13 protein-coding genes are annotated in these 15,111 nt (G+C 74.3%); 7 read left to right on the plus strand and 6 right to left on the minus strand.

Features of this window, described 5'->3' with window-relative positions:
* The coding region (locus tag ABD067_RS12485) for a ScyD/ScyE family protein (protein WP_343895627.1) at positions 1–1,658 on the minus strand (1,658 nt) is incomplete at its 3' end.
* 614 nt (positions 1,659–2,272) lie between these two features.
* Between ABD067_RS12485 and ABD067_RS12490 the strand changes: the two genes are divergently transcribed.
* From ABD067_RS12490 to ABD067_RS12515, 6 genes are all read left to right on the plus strand, one after another.
* A complete protein-coding gene (locus ABD067_RS12490) occupies positions 2,273–4,246 on the plus strand; it encodes a PAS domain-containing protein (protein WP_343895629.1) in 1,974 nt (657 codons plus the stop codon).
* Positions 4,247–4,425: 179 nt separating this feature from the next.
* The gene (locus tag ABD067_RS12495; RefSeq protein ID WP_343895630.1) at positions 4,426–4,887 is read left to right on the plus strand and encodes a nucleotidyltransferase family protein; all 462 of its coding nucleotides are present in this window, start codon (positions 4,426–4,428) and stop codon (positions 4,885–4,887) included.
* Between the two features lie 292 nt (positions 4,888–5,179).
* Positions 5,180–6,400: a metabolite traffic protein EboE gene (gene eboE, locus ABD067_RS12500; protein ID WP_343895631.1), complete on the plus strand. Its 1,221-nt coding sequence runs from the start codon at positions 5,180–5,182 to the stop codon at positions 6,398–6,400.
* Entirely contained in the window at positions 6,397–7,263 is an 867-nt protein-coding gene (locus tag ABD067_RS12505) for a UbiA family prenyltransferase (RefSeq protein ID WP_343895632.1), read from the plus strand. The genes eboE and ABD067_RS12505 overlap by 4 nt, the downstream gene beginning before the upstream one ends.
* A gap of 26 nt (positions 7,264–7,289) precedes the next feature.
* Entirely contained in the window at positions 7,290–8,066 is a 777-nt protein-coding gene (locus tag ABD067_RS12510) for an EboA domain-containing protein (protein ID WP_343895633.1), read from the plus strand.
* A gap of 14 nt (positions 8,067–8,080) precedes the next feature.
* Entirely contained in the window at positions 8,081–9,001 is a 921-nt protein-coding gene (locus ABD067_RS12515) for a TatD family hydrolase (RefSeq protein ID WP_343895634.1), read from the plus strand.
* Between the two features lie 22 nt (positions 9,002–9,023).
* Here ABD067_RS12515 and ABD067_RS12520 read toward each other — a convergent pair whose 3' ends face one another.
* The 4 genes from ABD067_RS12520 to ABD067_RS12535 all read right to left on the minus strand — a co-directional run bounded on the left by ABD067_RS12520 (position 9,024) and on the right by ABD067_RS12535 (position 12,935).
* A complete protein-coding gene (locus ABD067_RS12520) occupies positions 9,024–10,415 on the minus strand; it encodes an alkaline phosphatase family protein (protein WP_343895635.1) in 1,392 nt (463 codons plus the stop codon).
* A gap of 131 nt (positions 10,416–10,546) precedes the next feature.
* Complete coding sequence (locus tag ABD067_RS12525; RefSeq protein WP_343895636.1) at positions 10,547–11,557, minus strand: Bug family tripartite tricarboxylate transporter substrate binding protein; 1,011 nt, start codon at positions 11,555–11,557, stop codon at positions 10,547–10,549.
* Between the two features lie 157 nt (positions 11,558–11,714).
* The gene (locus ABD067_RS12530) at positions 11,715–12,044 is read right to left on the minus strand and encodes a hypothetical protein (protein ID WP_343895637.1); all 330 of its coding nucleotides are present in this window, start codon (positions 12,042–12,044) and stop codon (positions 11,715–11,717) included.
* A gap of 534 nt (positions 12,045–12,578) precedes the next feature.
* A complete protein-coding gene (locus ABD067_RS12535) occupies positions 12,579–12,935 on the minus strand; it encodes a hypothetical protein (protein WP_343895638.1) in 357 nt (118 codons plus the stop codon).
* A gap of 219 nt (positions 12,936–13,154) precedes the next feature.
* Here ABD067_RS12535 and ABD067_RS12540 point away from each other — a divergent pair, with 219 nt between their 5' ends.
* The gene (locus tag ABD067_RS12540; protein WP_343895639.1) at positions 13,155–14,453 is read left to right on the plus strand and encodes a PAS domain S-box protein; all 1,299 of its coding nucleotides are present in this window, start codon (positions 13,155–13,157) and stop codon (positions 14,451–14,453) included.
* Positions 14,454–14,612: 159 nt separating this feature from the next.
* Here ABD067_RS12540 and ABD067_RS12545 read toward each other — a convergent pair.
* The coding region (locus ABD067_RS12545) for a helix-turn-helix transcriptional regulator (protein ID WP_343895640.1) at positions 14,613–15,111 on the minus strand (499 nt) is incomplete at its 5' end.

The following is a 15,111-nucleotide window of genomic DNA, read 5'->3' on the forward strand; positions in this document are numbered from 1 at the left end:
GCGCCCGGCGGAGGTCCGCCGCTCACGTCGGCCTGGCCACCGAGCCCGCCCGGCAGCACGTTGCCGCCGCTCTGGCCGGCGGGCGGCGCGCCACCCGGCGGTGCGCCCGCGACGCCCGCGCTGGGGTCCGCCGGGGTGAAGTTCGCGGCGGCCTGGGCGCGGCCGGGGGTGTCGGGGGCGCCGTTCGCGGCCTTGCCGGTGATGCTGGCGATCTCGACCCGGTAGTCCGCCGAGGGGTCGCCGCCGGCCGCCACGACGGCCGCGTATTGCGGCGGCGTCAGGACGGGCGGCTGCTTCTGGAACACGGTGACGCTGTCGGGCGCCGCTTGGTCGCCGTTCTCCTCGAAGCCGTACATCACGTTCCGGGCGGCGTCCACGGTGTAGAGCTTGCCGTCCGTGCCGACGACGACGTCGTTCAGGTTGCTCTGGTTGTTGAACAGCGTCGTGGAGCCGTCCGGGCCGAACTGCCCCGCGTAGGCCACGGAGTCGAAGGTCGGCGTGATCGTGGCGTCCGACGGGTCGCCGTCGAACAGCCCTTCGATCCGCAGGATTCCCTTCACGTAGTCGCCGAACGGGCCGAACGCGTCCGCGGTCGCCGACGACAGCCCGCCGCCGGCCGCGACGTAGGCCGTGCCGTCGGGCGCGATGGTGAAGCCGTTGGAGCCCACGGAGATGACGCGGTCCTCGCCCGTCACCGCGTTGACCTCGCGGATGGACGGGATGCCGGTGAAGACGCGCTCCTGCCCGCCGTCGGCGTCCAGCTCGACCTTGGTGATGGAGGCGGTGAAGCCCCCGCGCTCGTTCACGACGCCGGGGATGAAGGGGATGGTCGGCGCGGTCGCGGCGTCGGGCGAGTCGGCGGGGGTGCCGACGCCCTGCTCGTTCACGTAGAGGTGGCCGTCGGGGCCGATGGCCATGCCGCGCGGGTTGTTCAAGCCGCTGGCCACGACCTCGACGCTCGTCGCCTGCCCGGTGGCCTCGTCCACGCGGTAGCGGAGCACCTGGCCGTTGTCGATGTCGGCGTTGTTGATGGAGACGTAGACGTCGCCGGTGTTCTTATCCGCGAACACGTAGTTGCCGAGCTTGACCTCGGGGCCGGAGATCGTGGTGCGGGTGCCGTCGGTGGCGACGCGGACCACCTGGCTGGGCGGCAGGTCGCCCGGTTGCTGCGTCGGGTCGTAGATCGAGGCCGCGTTGACGTACTCGAGGACGTAGAGGTTGCCCTTGGCGTCGAGGCTGAGGCCGTTGATCTGGCTGAAGCCGCTCGCGTAGACCTCGGGCACGCCGCTCGGGACCTGGCCGTCGAAGCCCGTGGTGGCCTCCGGGTCGGCGACGCGGAAGACCCTGGCGTAGCCCTCCGGGTAGGGGAGGCCGGACAGCGCGCTGATGTAGAGGGCGCCGTCCGGGCCCACCGCCACCGCGGTCGGCGCGGACTCGAGTTGCCGCGAGAAGAAGCCGAGGCCGGTGCCTTCGGCGCCCGCCGTCGAGTACTGCGCCGGCAGCCCTGCCAAATCGACGCCCGCAGTGTTCACGGAAGCGATCGGGCCGGTGGCGCTCCCCGCGCCCACGGAGGGGCCCGCCGCGCCGCCGCCGCCGATGGCGGCGGGGATGGACGCGTCGTCGCTGCTGAAACTTGTGGTGGAGGTCGTTCCGCTCATTTTGGTCTCCGGTGTCGCGCTCTGTCCGAACAGGACGAGGTCGGGGCCGCGCTTCCGGACCAACTGCGCATCAACCCACCAGAAGCCAGGGGTACAAGAAGCATGGATAGGCTGAATTCAGCGTGAATACATGGACATTACTGATTTATTGTCTTCAAAGATTTGTGGTTATTTTAAGTGCTTGGTGCTTTGGTGTCGTCTGTACATGCTGGTTTGCCACATGAAAGCACAGCAAGCACGCCGGGTCAGACGGAAGCCTGCTAGCCGGCAAGCTGGCTAGCTTGCGGAGGTTCCGTGGTTGGGGGCTGCCGGCGCCGGGGAACCGCGGTTGGCGGCCGCGCGGCCATCCGGCGGCATCGAGGCTTGGAGGGAACAGCCGCCGACGCCACGTCGTTTAGAAGAAAGCCGCTCCCCGCGCCGACGGGGCGGCGCGACCGGCAGTAATCGCGGAAACGGACACCAGTGGCAGGAACGCGCGATCAGGATCGGGGCCCTCGGCGGCGCCGGGTCGGCGCTCGTTGAAGGACGCGACGACCACCGCGGGAACCCGCGCGCCGCCCGCCGCGGACGGGCGACCGGCGGCGTCCGCGCCCTTCCCGACCGGGGGCGGCGCCATGGGGGCCCGCGTGCGGTCCCATGGCTGGTCGGCCACGCCGATCGGGCCTCCCGCCGCTTGGCCGCAATCGCTGCGCACCGCGCTCGGCGTCGTGCTGGGCTCCGGGTTCCCCACCCTGTTGGCCTGGGGTCCCGACCTCCTCTGCTTCCCCAACGACGCCTTTGTCCGTTCCCTCGGGGACCGTCCCGACGCGTTGGGGCGGCCCTTCGAGGAGGCTTGGCCCGAAACCTGGAGCGCGATCGGCCCGGTCGCCGCGCGCGCGCGGTCCGGCGAAGCGGGCTACCTGGAGGACCTGCCGCTCACGCTCGAACGCAACGGCCGCCCAGAGGAGACGTGGTGGAACTTCTCCTACTCGCCGATCCTGGACGAGACGGGCGTGGTGGGCGGCGTGCTGGCCACGGCGCACGAGACGACGGACCGGGTGGCGGCCGAACGGCGGCTCAGGTTCCTCGTCGATGTGGGCGCCCGGTTGCGCGGCATGGCCGACCCGCGCGAGGTCGCGGCGGCGGCGGTCGCCATGCTCGGCCGCCACCTGGGCGCGGACCGCGCCGGCTGCTGCGAGGCCTATCCGACAGGCGCGTTCGCCGCGATCGACAGCGAGTGGAAGGGCGGCGCCGGGGAAGGCGGCGGACCGGCGGCGGGCGCGGCAGGCCGCCGGTGGCGCCTGGCCGACCTGGGCGCGCCCTTGGCGGGCGACTTGCGGGCGGGCAGCGCCGTCCGCGTCGACGACGCGGAGGCCGATCCGCGTGCGTCGGGCGGAGGCTTCGCCCGCCTCGGCCTGCGCTCCGGCATCATGGTCCCCCTGCTCGGGGACGACGGCCGCCTCGCGGCGGTGTTCCACGCGGGCCGGGCGGCGCCGCGCCGCTGGCACGACAGCGAAACGGCCGCGGCGCGGGAGGTGGCCCAGAACGCGTGGGAAACCGTTTGCCGCTTGCGGGCGGAAGCGGCGCTGCGCGCCAGCGAAGAGCGCTTCCGCCAGTTCGCCGAGCACTCGACGGACGTGCTCTGGCTCCTGGACGCGGCGGCGATGCGGGTCGAGTACCTCAGCCCCGCCTTCCAACGGGTCTGGGGCCTGCCGCGGACCGCCTTCGACGGACCGTCCCGCGACCTTTGGCTCGGGACCGTTCACCCGGACGACCGGGCGCGCGCCGCCGCCGCGATGGAGCAGGTCCGGCGGGGCGGGTCGGCCGTGGAGGAATACCGCATCGTCCGGCCCGACGGCACGGTGCGCCGCATACGCGACACCTTCTTCCCCATCCGCGACGCTGCCGGGCGCGTCACCCGGGTGGCCGGCATAGCGAAGGACACCACACAGCACGAGGGGTCGGTCGTCTATGTCGTGGACGGCCCCCCCGACATGCACGAGTGGCTCAGCCGCGCCCTGGGCGGCGCCGGTTACCAAGTGAGGACCTTCGGCGCGATCCCGGGCTTCCTGGAGGCCGCCCCGGCGCTCCTGCCGGGCTGCGTGGTGCTCGCCACCACCGAGGCGGAGGCGGTCGGCCTCGCCGTGCCGCGGGAGTTGAAGGCGCGCCGCGTCGCCCTGCCCGTGATCGTCGCCGGCCGCAGCGGCGCCGCCGTCGGGGTGGCCGTGCGGGCCATGAAGGCGGGGGCCGCGGACTTCTTGGAGACGCCCTGCTCGAAAGAAGACCTGCTCGCGGCGGTGGCCGCGGCGATGGCCGACATACAGGACGCTGGGGCGCGCGACCGCGCGGCCGAGCTTGCGAAGGCGCGCGTCGCCAGCATGTCGGGCCGCGAGCGGGAGGTGCTGGACCTCCTGCTGGCGGGCGGCACCAACAAGACCATCGCGCGCGACCTCGGGATCAGCCCGCGCACCGTGGAGGTCTACCGCGCGCGCGTCATGGAACGGCTCGGGGCGCGCACCCTGCCGCAGGCCGTCCTGGCCGCCGCCGCCGCCGGCCTGACGCCGCCCTCGGCCCCGCCGCCCGGCGACGGCGCGCTCCGGGCCGGCTGAGCGGTCCGACCGGAACGGGCGGGCGCGGACGCCCGATCGAACGGCGGTCGGGAAAGCCCCCTAGGATTCCAGCGGACGCGCCGCGCGGCCGGGCGTCACGAAGTGTTCACTCCGCACGCCACGGGCCGGTTCCCGGGCAGCGGCCGACGCGCCGGCCGCGCGCGCGCCCAGGAGGTTCCATGCTCGTCGCCATGCCCGACCCCGCCTTGCTGTCCGTGCGCCTGCCGCCGTCCGCGCGGGACCGCCTCAAGGCCGCGGCCGCGGCGCGTAGCAAGACGGTGCAGGAGGTGGTGGGCGCTTTGGTGGAGCGCTTCCTGGCCGAGGAGGGCCGCCGCCGCGTCCCCGAACTCGCCCCGGTGCTCCGCGCGTTGCGCGCCGCCGCGCCCGATTTGCGGGCGCGCGGCGTGCGGCGCCTGTGGGTGTCCGGCCCCGTGGCCCTCGGGGAGGCGCGGCCCGGCTCCGGCGTGGAACTGCTGTGCGAGTTCGAGCCGGGGTCGCGGGTGTCGCTGGTGGGGCTGGCGTCGCTGCGGGCGGAGCTGACGGCGCTGTTGGGCGCGCCGGCGCACTTGGCCGAGCTGGGCGCGCCGCGGCCTGCCGCGGCGCCGGAGGCCGCCCGGTGCGACGCGGTGCGCGCGCTGTGAGCGCGTCGGCCCGCGCGCGTGGGCCGGCCCGCAAGCAAACTTGCTTGCTGGCGCGGGCCCACGACGGAACAGGCATGCCTGCAAAGCGGCGTGGCGGCAAACTGCCTTTCTATATATAAAGCAAAACCCACAATACTGAACGCCGAAAGTATTCACGCGTAGTTCAAGATCCCGGTTCCTTTGCCTTTGCCGGCTCGTCCGCATCTGGAAGCGGTCGGTACGAGGCGCTGCTTCTGATGTTTTCTGCGCGAACCGGTTTTGAGTGCTCGTGGACCCGGCGGCGCCGGCCCGCATGAGGCTGCTCCTCCCGTCCGGCCCGGCGCACCTGACCTATTGCACCAACGTCCACCGCGGCGAGGGCTGGGCCGAGACGTTCGACGCGCTGCGGTGCCATCTGCCGGCGGTGAAACGGCTCGCCTCGCCGGGGGCGCCAATGGGCGTCGGGCTGCGCTTGTCCGCCGCCGCCGTCGCCGGGCTGGACGACCCGGCCGAACTCGACGCGTTGCGCGACTTCCTCCGCCGGGAAGACCTGTACGTCTTCACGGTCAACGGCTTTCCCTACGGGCGCTTCCACGGCGGGACCGTGAAGGAGCGGGTCTACGCCCCGGATTGGCGGGCGCCGGAGCGGCTCGCCTACACCGACCGATTGGCGGAATTGCTGGCGGCGCTGCTGCCCGATGAACCCGGGCTGATCGGCAGCATCAGCACCGTGCCCGGCGGCTTCCGCCCCGCCGCGTCGGCGCTTGGCGCGCGCGGGGCGATGGCGGACGCGCTGCTCCGGCACGCCGTGCACCTCGCCGCGCTGGAGGACCGCACCGGCCGGCGGATCGCGCTGGCCCTGGAGCCGGAGCCGATGTGCCTGCTGGAGACCACGGCGGAGGCGGTCGTGTTCTTCGAGCGGGACCTGTTCGGCGCCGGGGCGGTGGCACGCTTCGCCGCCCTGTCCGGCCGCCCGCGGGCGGCGTCCGAGGCGCTGCTGCGCCGCCACCTCGCGCTCTGCCTCGATGTCTGCCACGCGGCGGTGGAGTTCGAGGCGCCGGAGGAGAGCCTCGCGCTGTTGCGGCGCGCCGGGGTCTCGGTGGCCAAGCTGCAGTTGTCCTCGGCGCTGGCCGTCCCGCGGATGGACGCCGCGGCGGCCGAAAGGCTCCGCCGCTTCGACGACGGGGTGTACCTGCACCAAGTGGTCGAGCGCGGGCCGGATGGGCTCGTCCGCTTCCTCGACCTGCCGGACGCGCTCGACGCTTGGCGCGACGGCGGCGCTGCCGTCCCGGGCGCGCGGGAATGGAGGGTGCATTGCCACGTCCCGGTCTTCCGCGGGGCGCTCGACGGCTTCGCCACCACGCAACCGGCGCTGCTCGACATGCTGGCGCGGCAGCGCGACGACGGGGTCAGCGCACATTTGGAGGTGGAGACCTACACTTGGGACGTGCTGCCGCCGGAGCTGCGCGCCGGCGGACTGGACGCTTCCATCGCGCGCGAGATCGCCTGGGTGCGGGAGAAGCTGGCGGCATGACGCCGGCGGCGGCGCTGCGGCTCGGCCGCGTGTCCAACCTGCCAACGGTGTGGACCAACGCGATCACGGGCGTCGCGCTGGCCGGCGTCTCGCCGTGGCACTGGGCGACTGTGCCCGCGGCGCTCGGCTTGTCGCTGTCCTACGTCGGCGGCATGTACCTCAACGACGCGTTCGACCGCGCGGTCGACGCGCGCGAGCGGCCCTCGCGCCCCATCCCTTCCGGCGCCGCGGAGGCGAACACGGTCTTCGCGGCGGGCTTCGCGCTGCTGCTCGGCGGCGTCGCGATGCTGCTGGCGGCGGCCTGCGGCTTCGGCGTCTCGGCGGAGTGGGCGGTGCTGGCCGGGCTGGCGCTGGGCGGCGCCGTCCTCGCCTACAACTGGCACCACAAAGGCAACCCGCTGAGCCCGTTGTGGATGGGCGCGTGCCGGGTCCTGGCCTACGTCTCCGCGGGCTTGGCGGCGACGGCCGTGCTGCCGGCGCCGCTGCTCGCCGCCGCCGCGGTGTCGCTCTGCTACCTTATCGGCCTCACCTACATCGCCAAGCAGGAGACGCTGGGGCGTGTCGGCAACCTCTGGCCGCTGCTGTTCTTGGCGGCGCCGCTCGCCTACGGCGCTTGGCTCGCGGAGGCGGCGACCGATTGGCTGGTGCTGCTCGCGCTCGCGGGCTGGATCGGGGTGGCGCTCGCCTTGCTGCGGCGCCGGCGCCCCGGCGACATCCCGCGCGCCGTGGTGTCGCTGATCGCCGGCATCGCGCTGCTCGACGCGATGTTCCTGGCCATCGCCGGCTGGACGGGGGCGGTGCCGCTCGCGCTGGGCTGCTTCGCCGCGACCTTGGCGCTGCAACGCTGCGTCAGCGGCACGTGACTGCGGAGCGGGAAGGAGGGACGCGCATGACCCCGGAAGCGTTGATGGCCGCTTGGCTCGAACGGCAATTGCCGGCCGGGGCCGCGGACTGGTTCCTGACCCAGCGCGAGCGCCTGCGGGCCGGCGTGCCCGAACGCGACTTCAACCTGGCGGTCAGCCTCGCGCCGCGCCGGCTCGGCAAGGCCGACCTTTCGCTCGGCCCGGGGGACCTGGCCGCCGCGAACGCCGCGCGCCGGGGTTGGGACCCGCGCGGCTGGACGGTGGACCAAGCGGGCCGGCTGGTGCTGCTGCTGGCGGACGGCACGACCGGCCCCGCCTTCGCCGCGCGCCTGCGGAGCCTGCTCCAGACCGCCGATCTGTCGGAGGCCATCTGCTTCCTGCGCGGCCTGCCGCTCTACCCCGATCCCGGGTTGCACCTGGCGCGGGCGCGCGAAGGCGCGCGCAGCGGGATGCGGCCGGTCTTCGAGGCTGTGGCGCACGCCAACCCCTACCCCGCCGAGGCGTTCGACGAGGCGGGGTGGAATCAGCTCGTGCTCAAGGCGCTGTTCATCGAGACGACGCTGGCGCCGATCCAGGGCCTCGACCGGCGCGCCAACCCGGCCTTGGCGCGGATGCTGTGCAACTACGCGCACGAGCGCTGGGCGGCCGGGCGGCCCGTCAGCCCCGAGCTTTGGCGGTGCGTCGGGCCCTTCGCGGACGAGGCGGCGCGCGGGGACCTCGCCCGCGTGCTGCGCACCGGGAACGAGGCGGAGCGGGCGGCGGCGCGCGCGGCGTTGGACACCGCCCCGGCGCGGGCGGCGTAAGGGGGCACGGCTTCATGTTCATCGACACCCACACACACATGATCTCGCGCACCACGGACGACTACGAGCTGATGGCGAAGGCCGGCGTGGTCGCCTGCATCGAGCCGGCCTTCTGGCTCGGCCAGCCGCGCACCAACGTCGGCAGCTACATCGACTACCTTTCCACCATCGTCGGCTGGGAGCGCTTCCGCGCCGGGCAGTTCGGCCTGCGGCACTACTGCACGGTCGGGCTGAACAGCAAGGAGGCGAACGACGAGGAGCTGGCCGAGGCGGTGATGGAAATCCTGCCGCGCTTCGCCCTCAAGGAGGGCGTCGTCGCCATCGGCGAGATCGGCTACGACGAGCAGACCGGTTTGGAGGACCGCTACTTCCGCCAGCAGCTCGAACTCGCGCGCGAGCTGGAGATGCCGGTGATGGTCCACACGCCGCACCGCGACAAGAAGCGTGGCACCACGCGCTCCATGGACGTCGTGGAGGAGCACGGCCTCGACCCCTCCTGGGTGGTGATCGACCACAACAACGAGGAGACCGCGAAGGAGGTGCTGGACCGCGGCTTCTGGGCCGGCTTCTCCATCTACCCGGGCACCAAGATGGGCAACGAGCGGATGGTGGAGATCGTCCGCCGCTACGGGCCGGAGCGCATCCTGGTGGACTCGGCCTGCGACTGGGGCGTGTCCGACCCGCTGGCGGTCCCCAAGACCGCCGAGCTGCTGCGCCGCGGCGGCATCGGCGAGAACGCGATCCGGCTGGTGACCTACGGCAACGCGCTCGCGGCGTACGGGCGCAACGGGCAGATGCAGGAAGCGGACTGGCTCGACCCGGCGCCGATCGACCAGCGCACGCTCTACATGGGCAATTCGGTGCTGCGCGGCGGGCAGACGCCCCGCGTGGAGGAGCTGCGCCGCCGCGGGCCGGGCGACCTCGTCATCGAGTGACGCGGCGGCGGAGCGCGCCGCCTCAGCCCCGGAAGACGTGCTCCAGCACGAGGTCCTTGAAGCCCGTCGCCGCCACCGATCCGCCCTCCGCCGGCATCAGTTCCGGCGCGTCGGAGATCACGAGCGGCCCGTCCGACGGGTCCTCCGCCAGGAGGCCGTGCGAGCCCTTCACCAGCGCCGTGCCCCGTATCGGGATCACGTCGAGCAGCGCGCGCTGGCCGAGCTTGCGCTGCGCCAGCCGCAGGGCGATGCGGAGCTTCGCCGCCGGCAGCGCGGGGTCCAGGAACAGCTCCATCGGGTCGTAACCGGGCTTGCGGTGGATATCCACGGTGCGGGCGAAGTCCGGCGCCTTCGCGTCGTCCTCCCACCAGTAGTAGCTGAACCAGCGATCCGGCGCGGACAGGGCGACCAGCTCGCCCGAGCGGGGGTGGTCCAGGCCGCGCGCCGCTTTCCCTTCGCGGTCCAGCACCGCGGCCACGCCGTCCAGCCCCTCCAGCGCGCGCCGCGCCGCCGGCAGGTCGGCCTCGTCGCGGACGTAGACGTGGGCGAGCTGGTGGTCGGCCAGGGCGAAGGCGCGGCTGGCGCCGGCGTCGAGCAACTCGCGCCCCATCTCGACGCGCAGGCGCAGCAGGCCGGCGGCGCGGAGCGCGCGGTTGACGTGGACCGCGCCGCGCACCGGCACGATGCCGTACTCCGACACGACGACGACGCGGCACCCTTCCTCGCGCGCCGCGTCCATCAACTCGCCGCACACGGCGTCCACCTCGCGCAGATCCTGGGCGACGCGCGGGTCGGAAGGGTCCGGCCCCCATTTCTGCAAGCCGTAGTCGAGGTGCGGCAGGTAGCAGAGCGTCAGCGTCGGCCGCCGGCTGCGCATGACGTGCTCGGTGGCGCGGGCGATCCAGCGGGTGCTGGAGACGTCCGTGGCCGGTCCCCAGAACTTGAACAGCGGGAACGGGCCGAGCCGCCCGTCCAGCTCGTCGTGCAGCTCCGGCGGCTCGGCGTAGTGGTCGGGGATCTTGCGCCCGTCGGCTGGGTACATCGGCCGCGGCGTGGCGCTGAAATCCGCGCTGGAGTACATGTTGTACCACCAGAACATCTTCGCGCAGGTGAAGGATGGGTCGCGCCGGCGCGCGGCCTCCCAGATCTTCTCCCCGGCCACGAGCCGGTTCGACTGACGCCACAGGTGCACCTCCGCTTGGTCGCGGAAGTACCACCCGTTCGCGACGATCCCGTGCCCGCCCGGTTCGAGGCCCGTGGCGAGGCTCGACTGCACGGAACACGTCACCGCCGGCAGCACGGTGCGCAGCGGGCGCATGGCCCCTCCGCGCGCCAGCGCGGCGAGGCGCGGCGTGTGGGGCCCCAGGAGCCTGGGCGTCAGCCCGACCACCAGCATGACGAGGGTTCTGCGCATCGCTCCGCGCTTTGTCGGTGCGGAGCATGTCTATGCGTTCCGCGCGCGCGCAAGGTCGCGGCGCGCGATTCGGCGCCGCGGAGCGGCTTCCTCCGGCGACAAGCGACCCGCCGGCAGCGGGCCGGAGCGGGCTAGCCCGGCGGCGGCCCGACACCGAACTCGCGCGCCAGCGCCGCCCAGCGCGCGCGGTGCTCCGCGATCTCGGCCGCGAAGGCCGCGGGCGTGGAGCCGCGCGCCAGCATTCCCGCCGCCGCGAAGCGCCCCGCCACGGCCGGGTCCGCGAGCACCTCGCGCGCCTGCTCCGACAGCGAGTCGCGCGCCGCTTCCGGCATGCCGCGCCAGCCGAACAGGCCGAGCAGGCCCTCCACCCAGAAGCCGGGGAAGCCCGCTTCCGCCGCGGTCGGCAACTCGGGCGCCGCCGGCGCCCGCGCGCGCGCCGCGGTGGCCAGCATGCGCACCTTGCCGCCGCCGCGCGCCGCCCCGAGCGCCGCGGCGAGCGTCGAGACCACCGCCTGTATGCGCCCCTCCGCGAGGTCGAGCAGCGCCTGCGGACCGCCGCGGTAGGGCACAAAGGCCATCTCCAGCCCGGCCGAGCGCAGGAAGGCGCGGAAAGCGGGGTAGGCGGCGGTGCGCGCCGGGCCGGCCCAGCTCAGCTCGCCGGGCGGCCGGGCGCGCGCGTGGGCAACGAAGGCGTCGAGCGTGCGGGCCGGCATGGCAGACGGGACGGAGAGCACGAAGAAGTCCGTGGCGGCGGTCGAGACCGGCGCGAAGTCGGCGGCCGGGTCGTAGGGGAGCGGGTCCCCGGCCAGGGGCGCCACGGTCAGCAGGTCCGCCATGCCGAAGAACAGCGCCTCGCCGGGTCGGGCCCTGGCGAAGGCCGCGGCGCCGACCGCGCCGTCCGCGCCGGCGCGGTTGTCCACCGCGAGCGGGCGGCCGTGCCGGCGCGACAGCCCCTCCGCGAGGAGGCGCGCCGCGACGTCGGGAGAGGTGCCTGGCGGAACCGGCACGACCACGCGGGATGGGTGGTCGCCGGAGGTCCTGATGGGCCGCGCCGCGCCGCCGGTGGCGGCCAAGGTCAGCCACAGGGCGGCCGCCCGGCGATGCGTGGCTGCCGCAGGGCGGTTGTCGAGGGCATCGGGCATCGAGGAGGTTCGTATCCACGGGACGGACGACGGCCGCGCGCGGGGCCTGCGGCCGCGGCCGTCCGCGGCCCGCTCCGGTGCGCAGGACGGAAAGCGAAGCCGGCCAGGGATGTCCCTGGCCGGCTTCCGTGCGGTCCCGAGCGACGGCTCGGGGGCGCTACTTGTAGACCACCTCGGCGTTCTCGCCGCCGCCCACCAGCGACGCCTCCCGACCGGTGTCGGCCGGGGCCGGGGCCGTGTACTCCACCAGCAGACCGTCGCCGTGGCCGCCGGCGAAGCGGGCGAGGCGCCCGGATTGCGACAGGAGGGCGGTGCCGCCGCCCGCGCCGCCGGCGCTGTAGGCGATCTGCATGTCGTCGCCGCCGCCGGAGATGGCGGCGCTGCCGCCACCCACGACGTTGCCGGCCTCGGCATGCGCGCTGGCCAACGGGCCCGCGGCGAGCGCGGCCAGGATGGCGAAGGAAGCGAATGCGGTGCTGCGGATCATGGATTCCTCCCAAAAAAGTCTTCGTGGAAGCTCTCTTTTGAATGCCTTGCGTGTGTTGACGGGGCGGTTCCGGCCTTTCTGTCGGCTGGACCATTCCCGTCCACAAAATCACGTTAACCCTGCAACCGGTGCGGCCGCGTCGTACGAATGATATACGCCGCAGAAAAATGCGCGCTTCTGAGCGGAATTATGTGCCGCGCCGCGCGCACGCCCTCGTTTTCCTTGTCCGATCCGCGGTCGCCGATGCCGTTGTCCTCATCGCGGAGGCCGCCCGGCACGCCCCGCGGCCCGGGCCGGAGGATGCCACGGGCGAAGCGGGCCCAAGCACCGCCGTGCGGGTGCGCGCACCGCGGGAGATGAGACAGTCGCGTTGGCTGCCCGCCGGGCGTGTCCCGTCGGCGCGGCCCACACGCGGGCCGCCGGGGCAGGCGGCCGGAACCGCCGGCCCACTTTCGCCGGCGTCCCCGGGCAGGCAGGGAAGCAGCCGAAGCAAAGCCGGCCAAGGCGGTTCCTGGCCGGCTCCTGGGCGACGACTCAGCGGGGGCGGATGTAGACCACCTCGGCGTTGTCGCCGCCGCCGAGCAGCCACGCCTCGCGGCCGGGGTTGGTGTCGGCGGGGGCCGAGTACCGCACGACCGGCCCGTCGCCGTCGCTGCCGGCGAAGCCGGCGGCCCGCCCGGGCTGCGCGTGGAAGGTCATGCCGCCGCCGGCGCCGCCCGCGCTGTAGGTGACGGTGGCGTCGTCGCCGCCGCCGGAGAGTGCGGCGACGCCGCCGCCCACCACGTTGCCGTCCAGCGCCGCGGCGGTGCCGTCCCGCGGGGCTTGGGCCTGGGCCGCGCCGGCGGCCAGGGCGAGGGCGAAAAGGGAAGCGGACGCGGTGCTGCGGATCATGGGTCCCTCCTCGACGTTCCCGTGGAGGTTCTGCGCGGGATGTCGCGTGCACGCCGGTGAAACCGTCGCGGGCGTCGTGCCTGGGGCGGCCCGGCCGTCCCCGCCCGCGCGAGACAATCTAAGCCCGCGGCCGCCGCGCCCGCATCGCACGAACGATATACGCGGCGGGGAAAGCGGCCGGGCTATGATGGGCAGGTCCTTCCGGGATGGCGGCGCCCCATGGAATACCACCACGTCGCACCGGCGGCGGAGTACGGGGCCGCCCGGCGGCAAGCCCTCGTCACGTCCTTCAGCGCCCGCGCGCTCGGCGGCGGCCTCGATCTCGACGCGTTGCTCGCCGAGGCGGCGGCACACGCCGCGGCGGCCCTCCGCGTCGAACGGGCGCAGGTCCTGCAGCACCGCCCCGACGCCGGCGACCTGCTGGTCCGGGCCGGCGTGGGTTGGGGGCCCGGCGTGGTCGGCCGCGCCACGCTCCCCGCCGGCATGGCTTCGCCGCCGGGCCGCGCCCTTTTGACCGGGAGTGCCGTCGCGGTCGAGGACGGCCGCGCGACGGAGGGCTTCGAGTGGTCCGGTCTGTTGCGCGAGCACGGCGTGGTCGCGTCGCTGGACGTGCCGGTGCGGGTGCCCGGCGGGGCGGTCTGGGGCGTGCTGGAGGCGGACGCGGAGGCGCCGCGCCGCTTCCGCCGGGAGCACGCGCATTTCCTGCTGTCCCTCGCCGGCCTGCTCGGCGCGGCCATCCGCCGGTTGGAGGTCGAGGCGGCGCTGCGCGACAGCGAGGCGCTGAAGGGCGCCATTCTGGAGGCGTCGCTCGATTGCATCGTCACGGTCGACCAGGACAGCCGCGTGGTCGATTGGAATCCGGCAGCCGAGCGCACCTTCGGCCACGCGCGCGCGGCGGCGCTCGGGGCCGACATGGCGAAGCTGATCATCCCGCCCGAGTCGCGCGAAGCGCACCGGCGCGGGCTGGCGCGCTGCCTGGCCACCGGCGAGGGCCCCATGCTGGGGCGGCGGGTCGAGGTGGAGGCGCTGCGCGCGGACGGCTCGCGCTTCCCGGCCGAACTCGCCGTCACGCCGACCTCGGTGGGCGGCAGGACGTTCTTCACCGCCCACCTGCGCGACATCACGGAGCGCCGCGCGGCCGAAGCGGCGCTGGCCGAAAGCGAGGCGCGCTTCCGCGCCATCGCGGACAACATCCCGCAGCTCGCCTGGATGGCGAAGCCCGACGGCCGGCGGGTCTGGTACAACCGGCGCTGGTACGACTTCACCGGGTTGACGCCGGAGGAGGCGCGGGATTGGGGCTGGCACCAAGCCCACCATCCCGAGTTCCTGGAGCGCGAGATCGCGCGCGTGCGGCGCGCCTGGAAGGCCGGCGAGCCCTGGGAGGACACCTTCCCGCTGCGCGGGGCCGATGGCGACTACCGGTGGTTCCTCACGCGCGCGGTTCCGGTCCGGGACGCGCAAGGCCGCGTCGCGCTCTGGTTCGGCACCAACACCGACGTCACGAACGAACCGATGTGACGCGCGTGCACGGCGCCGCGCACCGGCGGGTTGGACGGGCGGGGAGCATCGGCGTGCCTAGACCGCGATCGCCCTGAGTGGAAACACTCAGGGCGTGAAGCGCCGGTCCAGCAAACCCTGGACGCGGTTCGGCCTGACCGCAGTCAGGCTGAAACGGGTCTAGGACCCGAGTCGCCCCAGCACCGCGGCCAGCTCCGCTTGCCGGCGCGCGCCGGTCTTCTCGAACACCCGGTGCAGGTGCAGCCGCGCCGTGCCCGGCGAGATGTCGAGCGAGGCGGCGAGCGCGGGCACCCCGTCGCCCAGGGCCGCGCGCGCGGCGACCTCCGCCTCCGCCCGCGTCAACCCGAAAGCCTCGCGCAGCAGGGCGGGCGGCGGGGCCGTCGTGCGGGCTTCGGGGTCGGCCACCAGGAGCAGTGCCATGGCCGCCGGCGGGAGGCCGGCCGAGGCCATGCCGGCGGCGCTAAGGGGCGTGGCGGTGGCCACGAGCGGCGGCCTGGGCGGCGGCCGGGACAGGCAGACATGCCCGCCGGCAGGATGGGAAGCCGCGCTGCGGCCCGGCACCGCCGCCGCGATCGCGCGCCGCAAGAGGGCGGTCTCCTCCGCGCGCGCCGCCCGCAGCGCCCCGCTCTCGCCGGGGTCGACGCGCAGCCCGCCGTCG

The organism is Craurococcus roseus (assembly GCF_039523795.1).
Lineage (GTDB): Bacteria > Pseudomonadota > Alphaproteobacteria > Acetobacterales > Acetobacteraceae > Craurococcus > Craurococcus roseus.

Excerpts from the sequence above, each read along its gene's own strand:
- ABD067_RS12510 (WP_343895633.1), top strand. The coding sequence starts at position 7,290 with ATGACCCCGGAAGCGTTGATGGCCGCTTGGCTCGAACGGCAATTGCCG.
- ABD067_RS12490 (WP_343895629.1), top strand. The coding sequence starts at position 2,273 with ATGGGGGCCCGCGTGCGGTCCCATGGCTGGTCGGCCACGCCGATCGGG.
- ABD067_RS12540 (WP_343895639.1), top strand. The coding sequence starts at position 13,155 with ATGGAATACCACCACGTCGCACCGGCGGCGGAGTACGGGGCCGCCCGG.
- ABD067_RS12535 (WP_343895638.1), bottom strand. The coding sequence starts at position 12,935 with ATGATCCGCAGCACCGCGTCCGCTTCCCTTTTCGCCCTCGCCCTGGCC.
- ABD067_RS12520 (WP_343895635.1), bottom strand. The coding sequence starts at position 10,415 with ATGCGCAGAACCCTCGTCATGCTGGTGGTCGGGCTGACGCCCAGGCTC.
- ABD067_RS12505 (WP_343895632.1), top strand. The coding sequence starts at position 6,397 with ATGACGCCGGCGGCGGCGCTGCGGCTCGGCCGCGTGTCCAACCTGCCA.
- ABD067_RS12525 (WP_343895636.1), bottom strand. The coding sequence starts at position 11,557 with ATGCCCGATGCCCTCGACAACCGCCCTGCGGCAGCCACGCATCGCCGG.
- eboE (WP_343895631.1), top strand. The coding sequence starts at position 5,180 with ATGAGGCTGCTCCTCCCGTCCGGCCCGGCGCACCTGACCTATTGCACC.
- ABD067_RS12515 (WP_343895634.1), top strand. The coding sequence starts at position 8,081 with ATGTTCATCGACACCCACACACACATGATCTCGCGCACCACGGACGAC.
- ABD067_RS12530 (WP_343895637.1), bottom strand. The coding sequence starts at position 12,044 with ATGATCCGCAGCACCGCATTCGCTTCCTTCGCCATCCTGGCCGCGCTC.
- ABD067_RS12495 (WP_343895630.1), top strand. The coding sequence starts at position 4,426 with ATGCTCGTCGCCATGCCCGACCCCGCCTTGCTGTCCGTGCGCCTGCCG.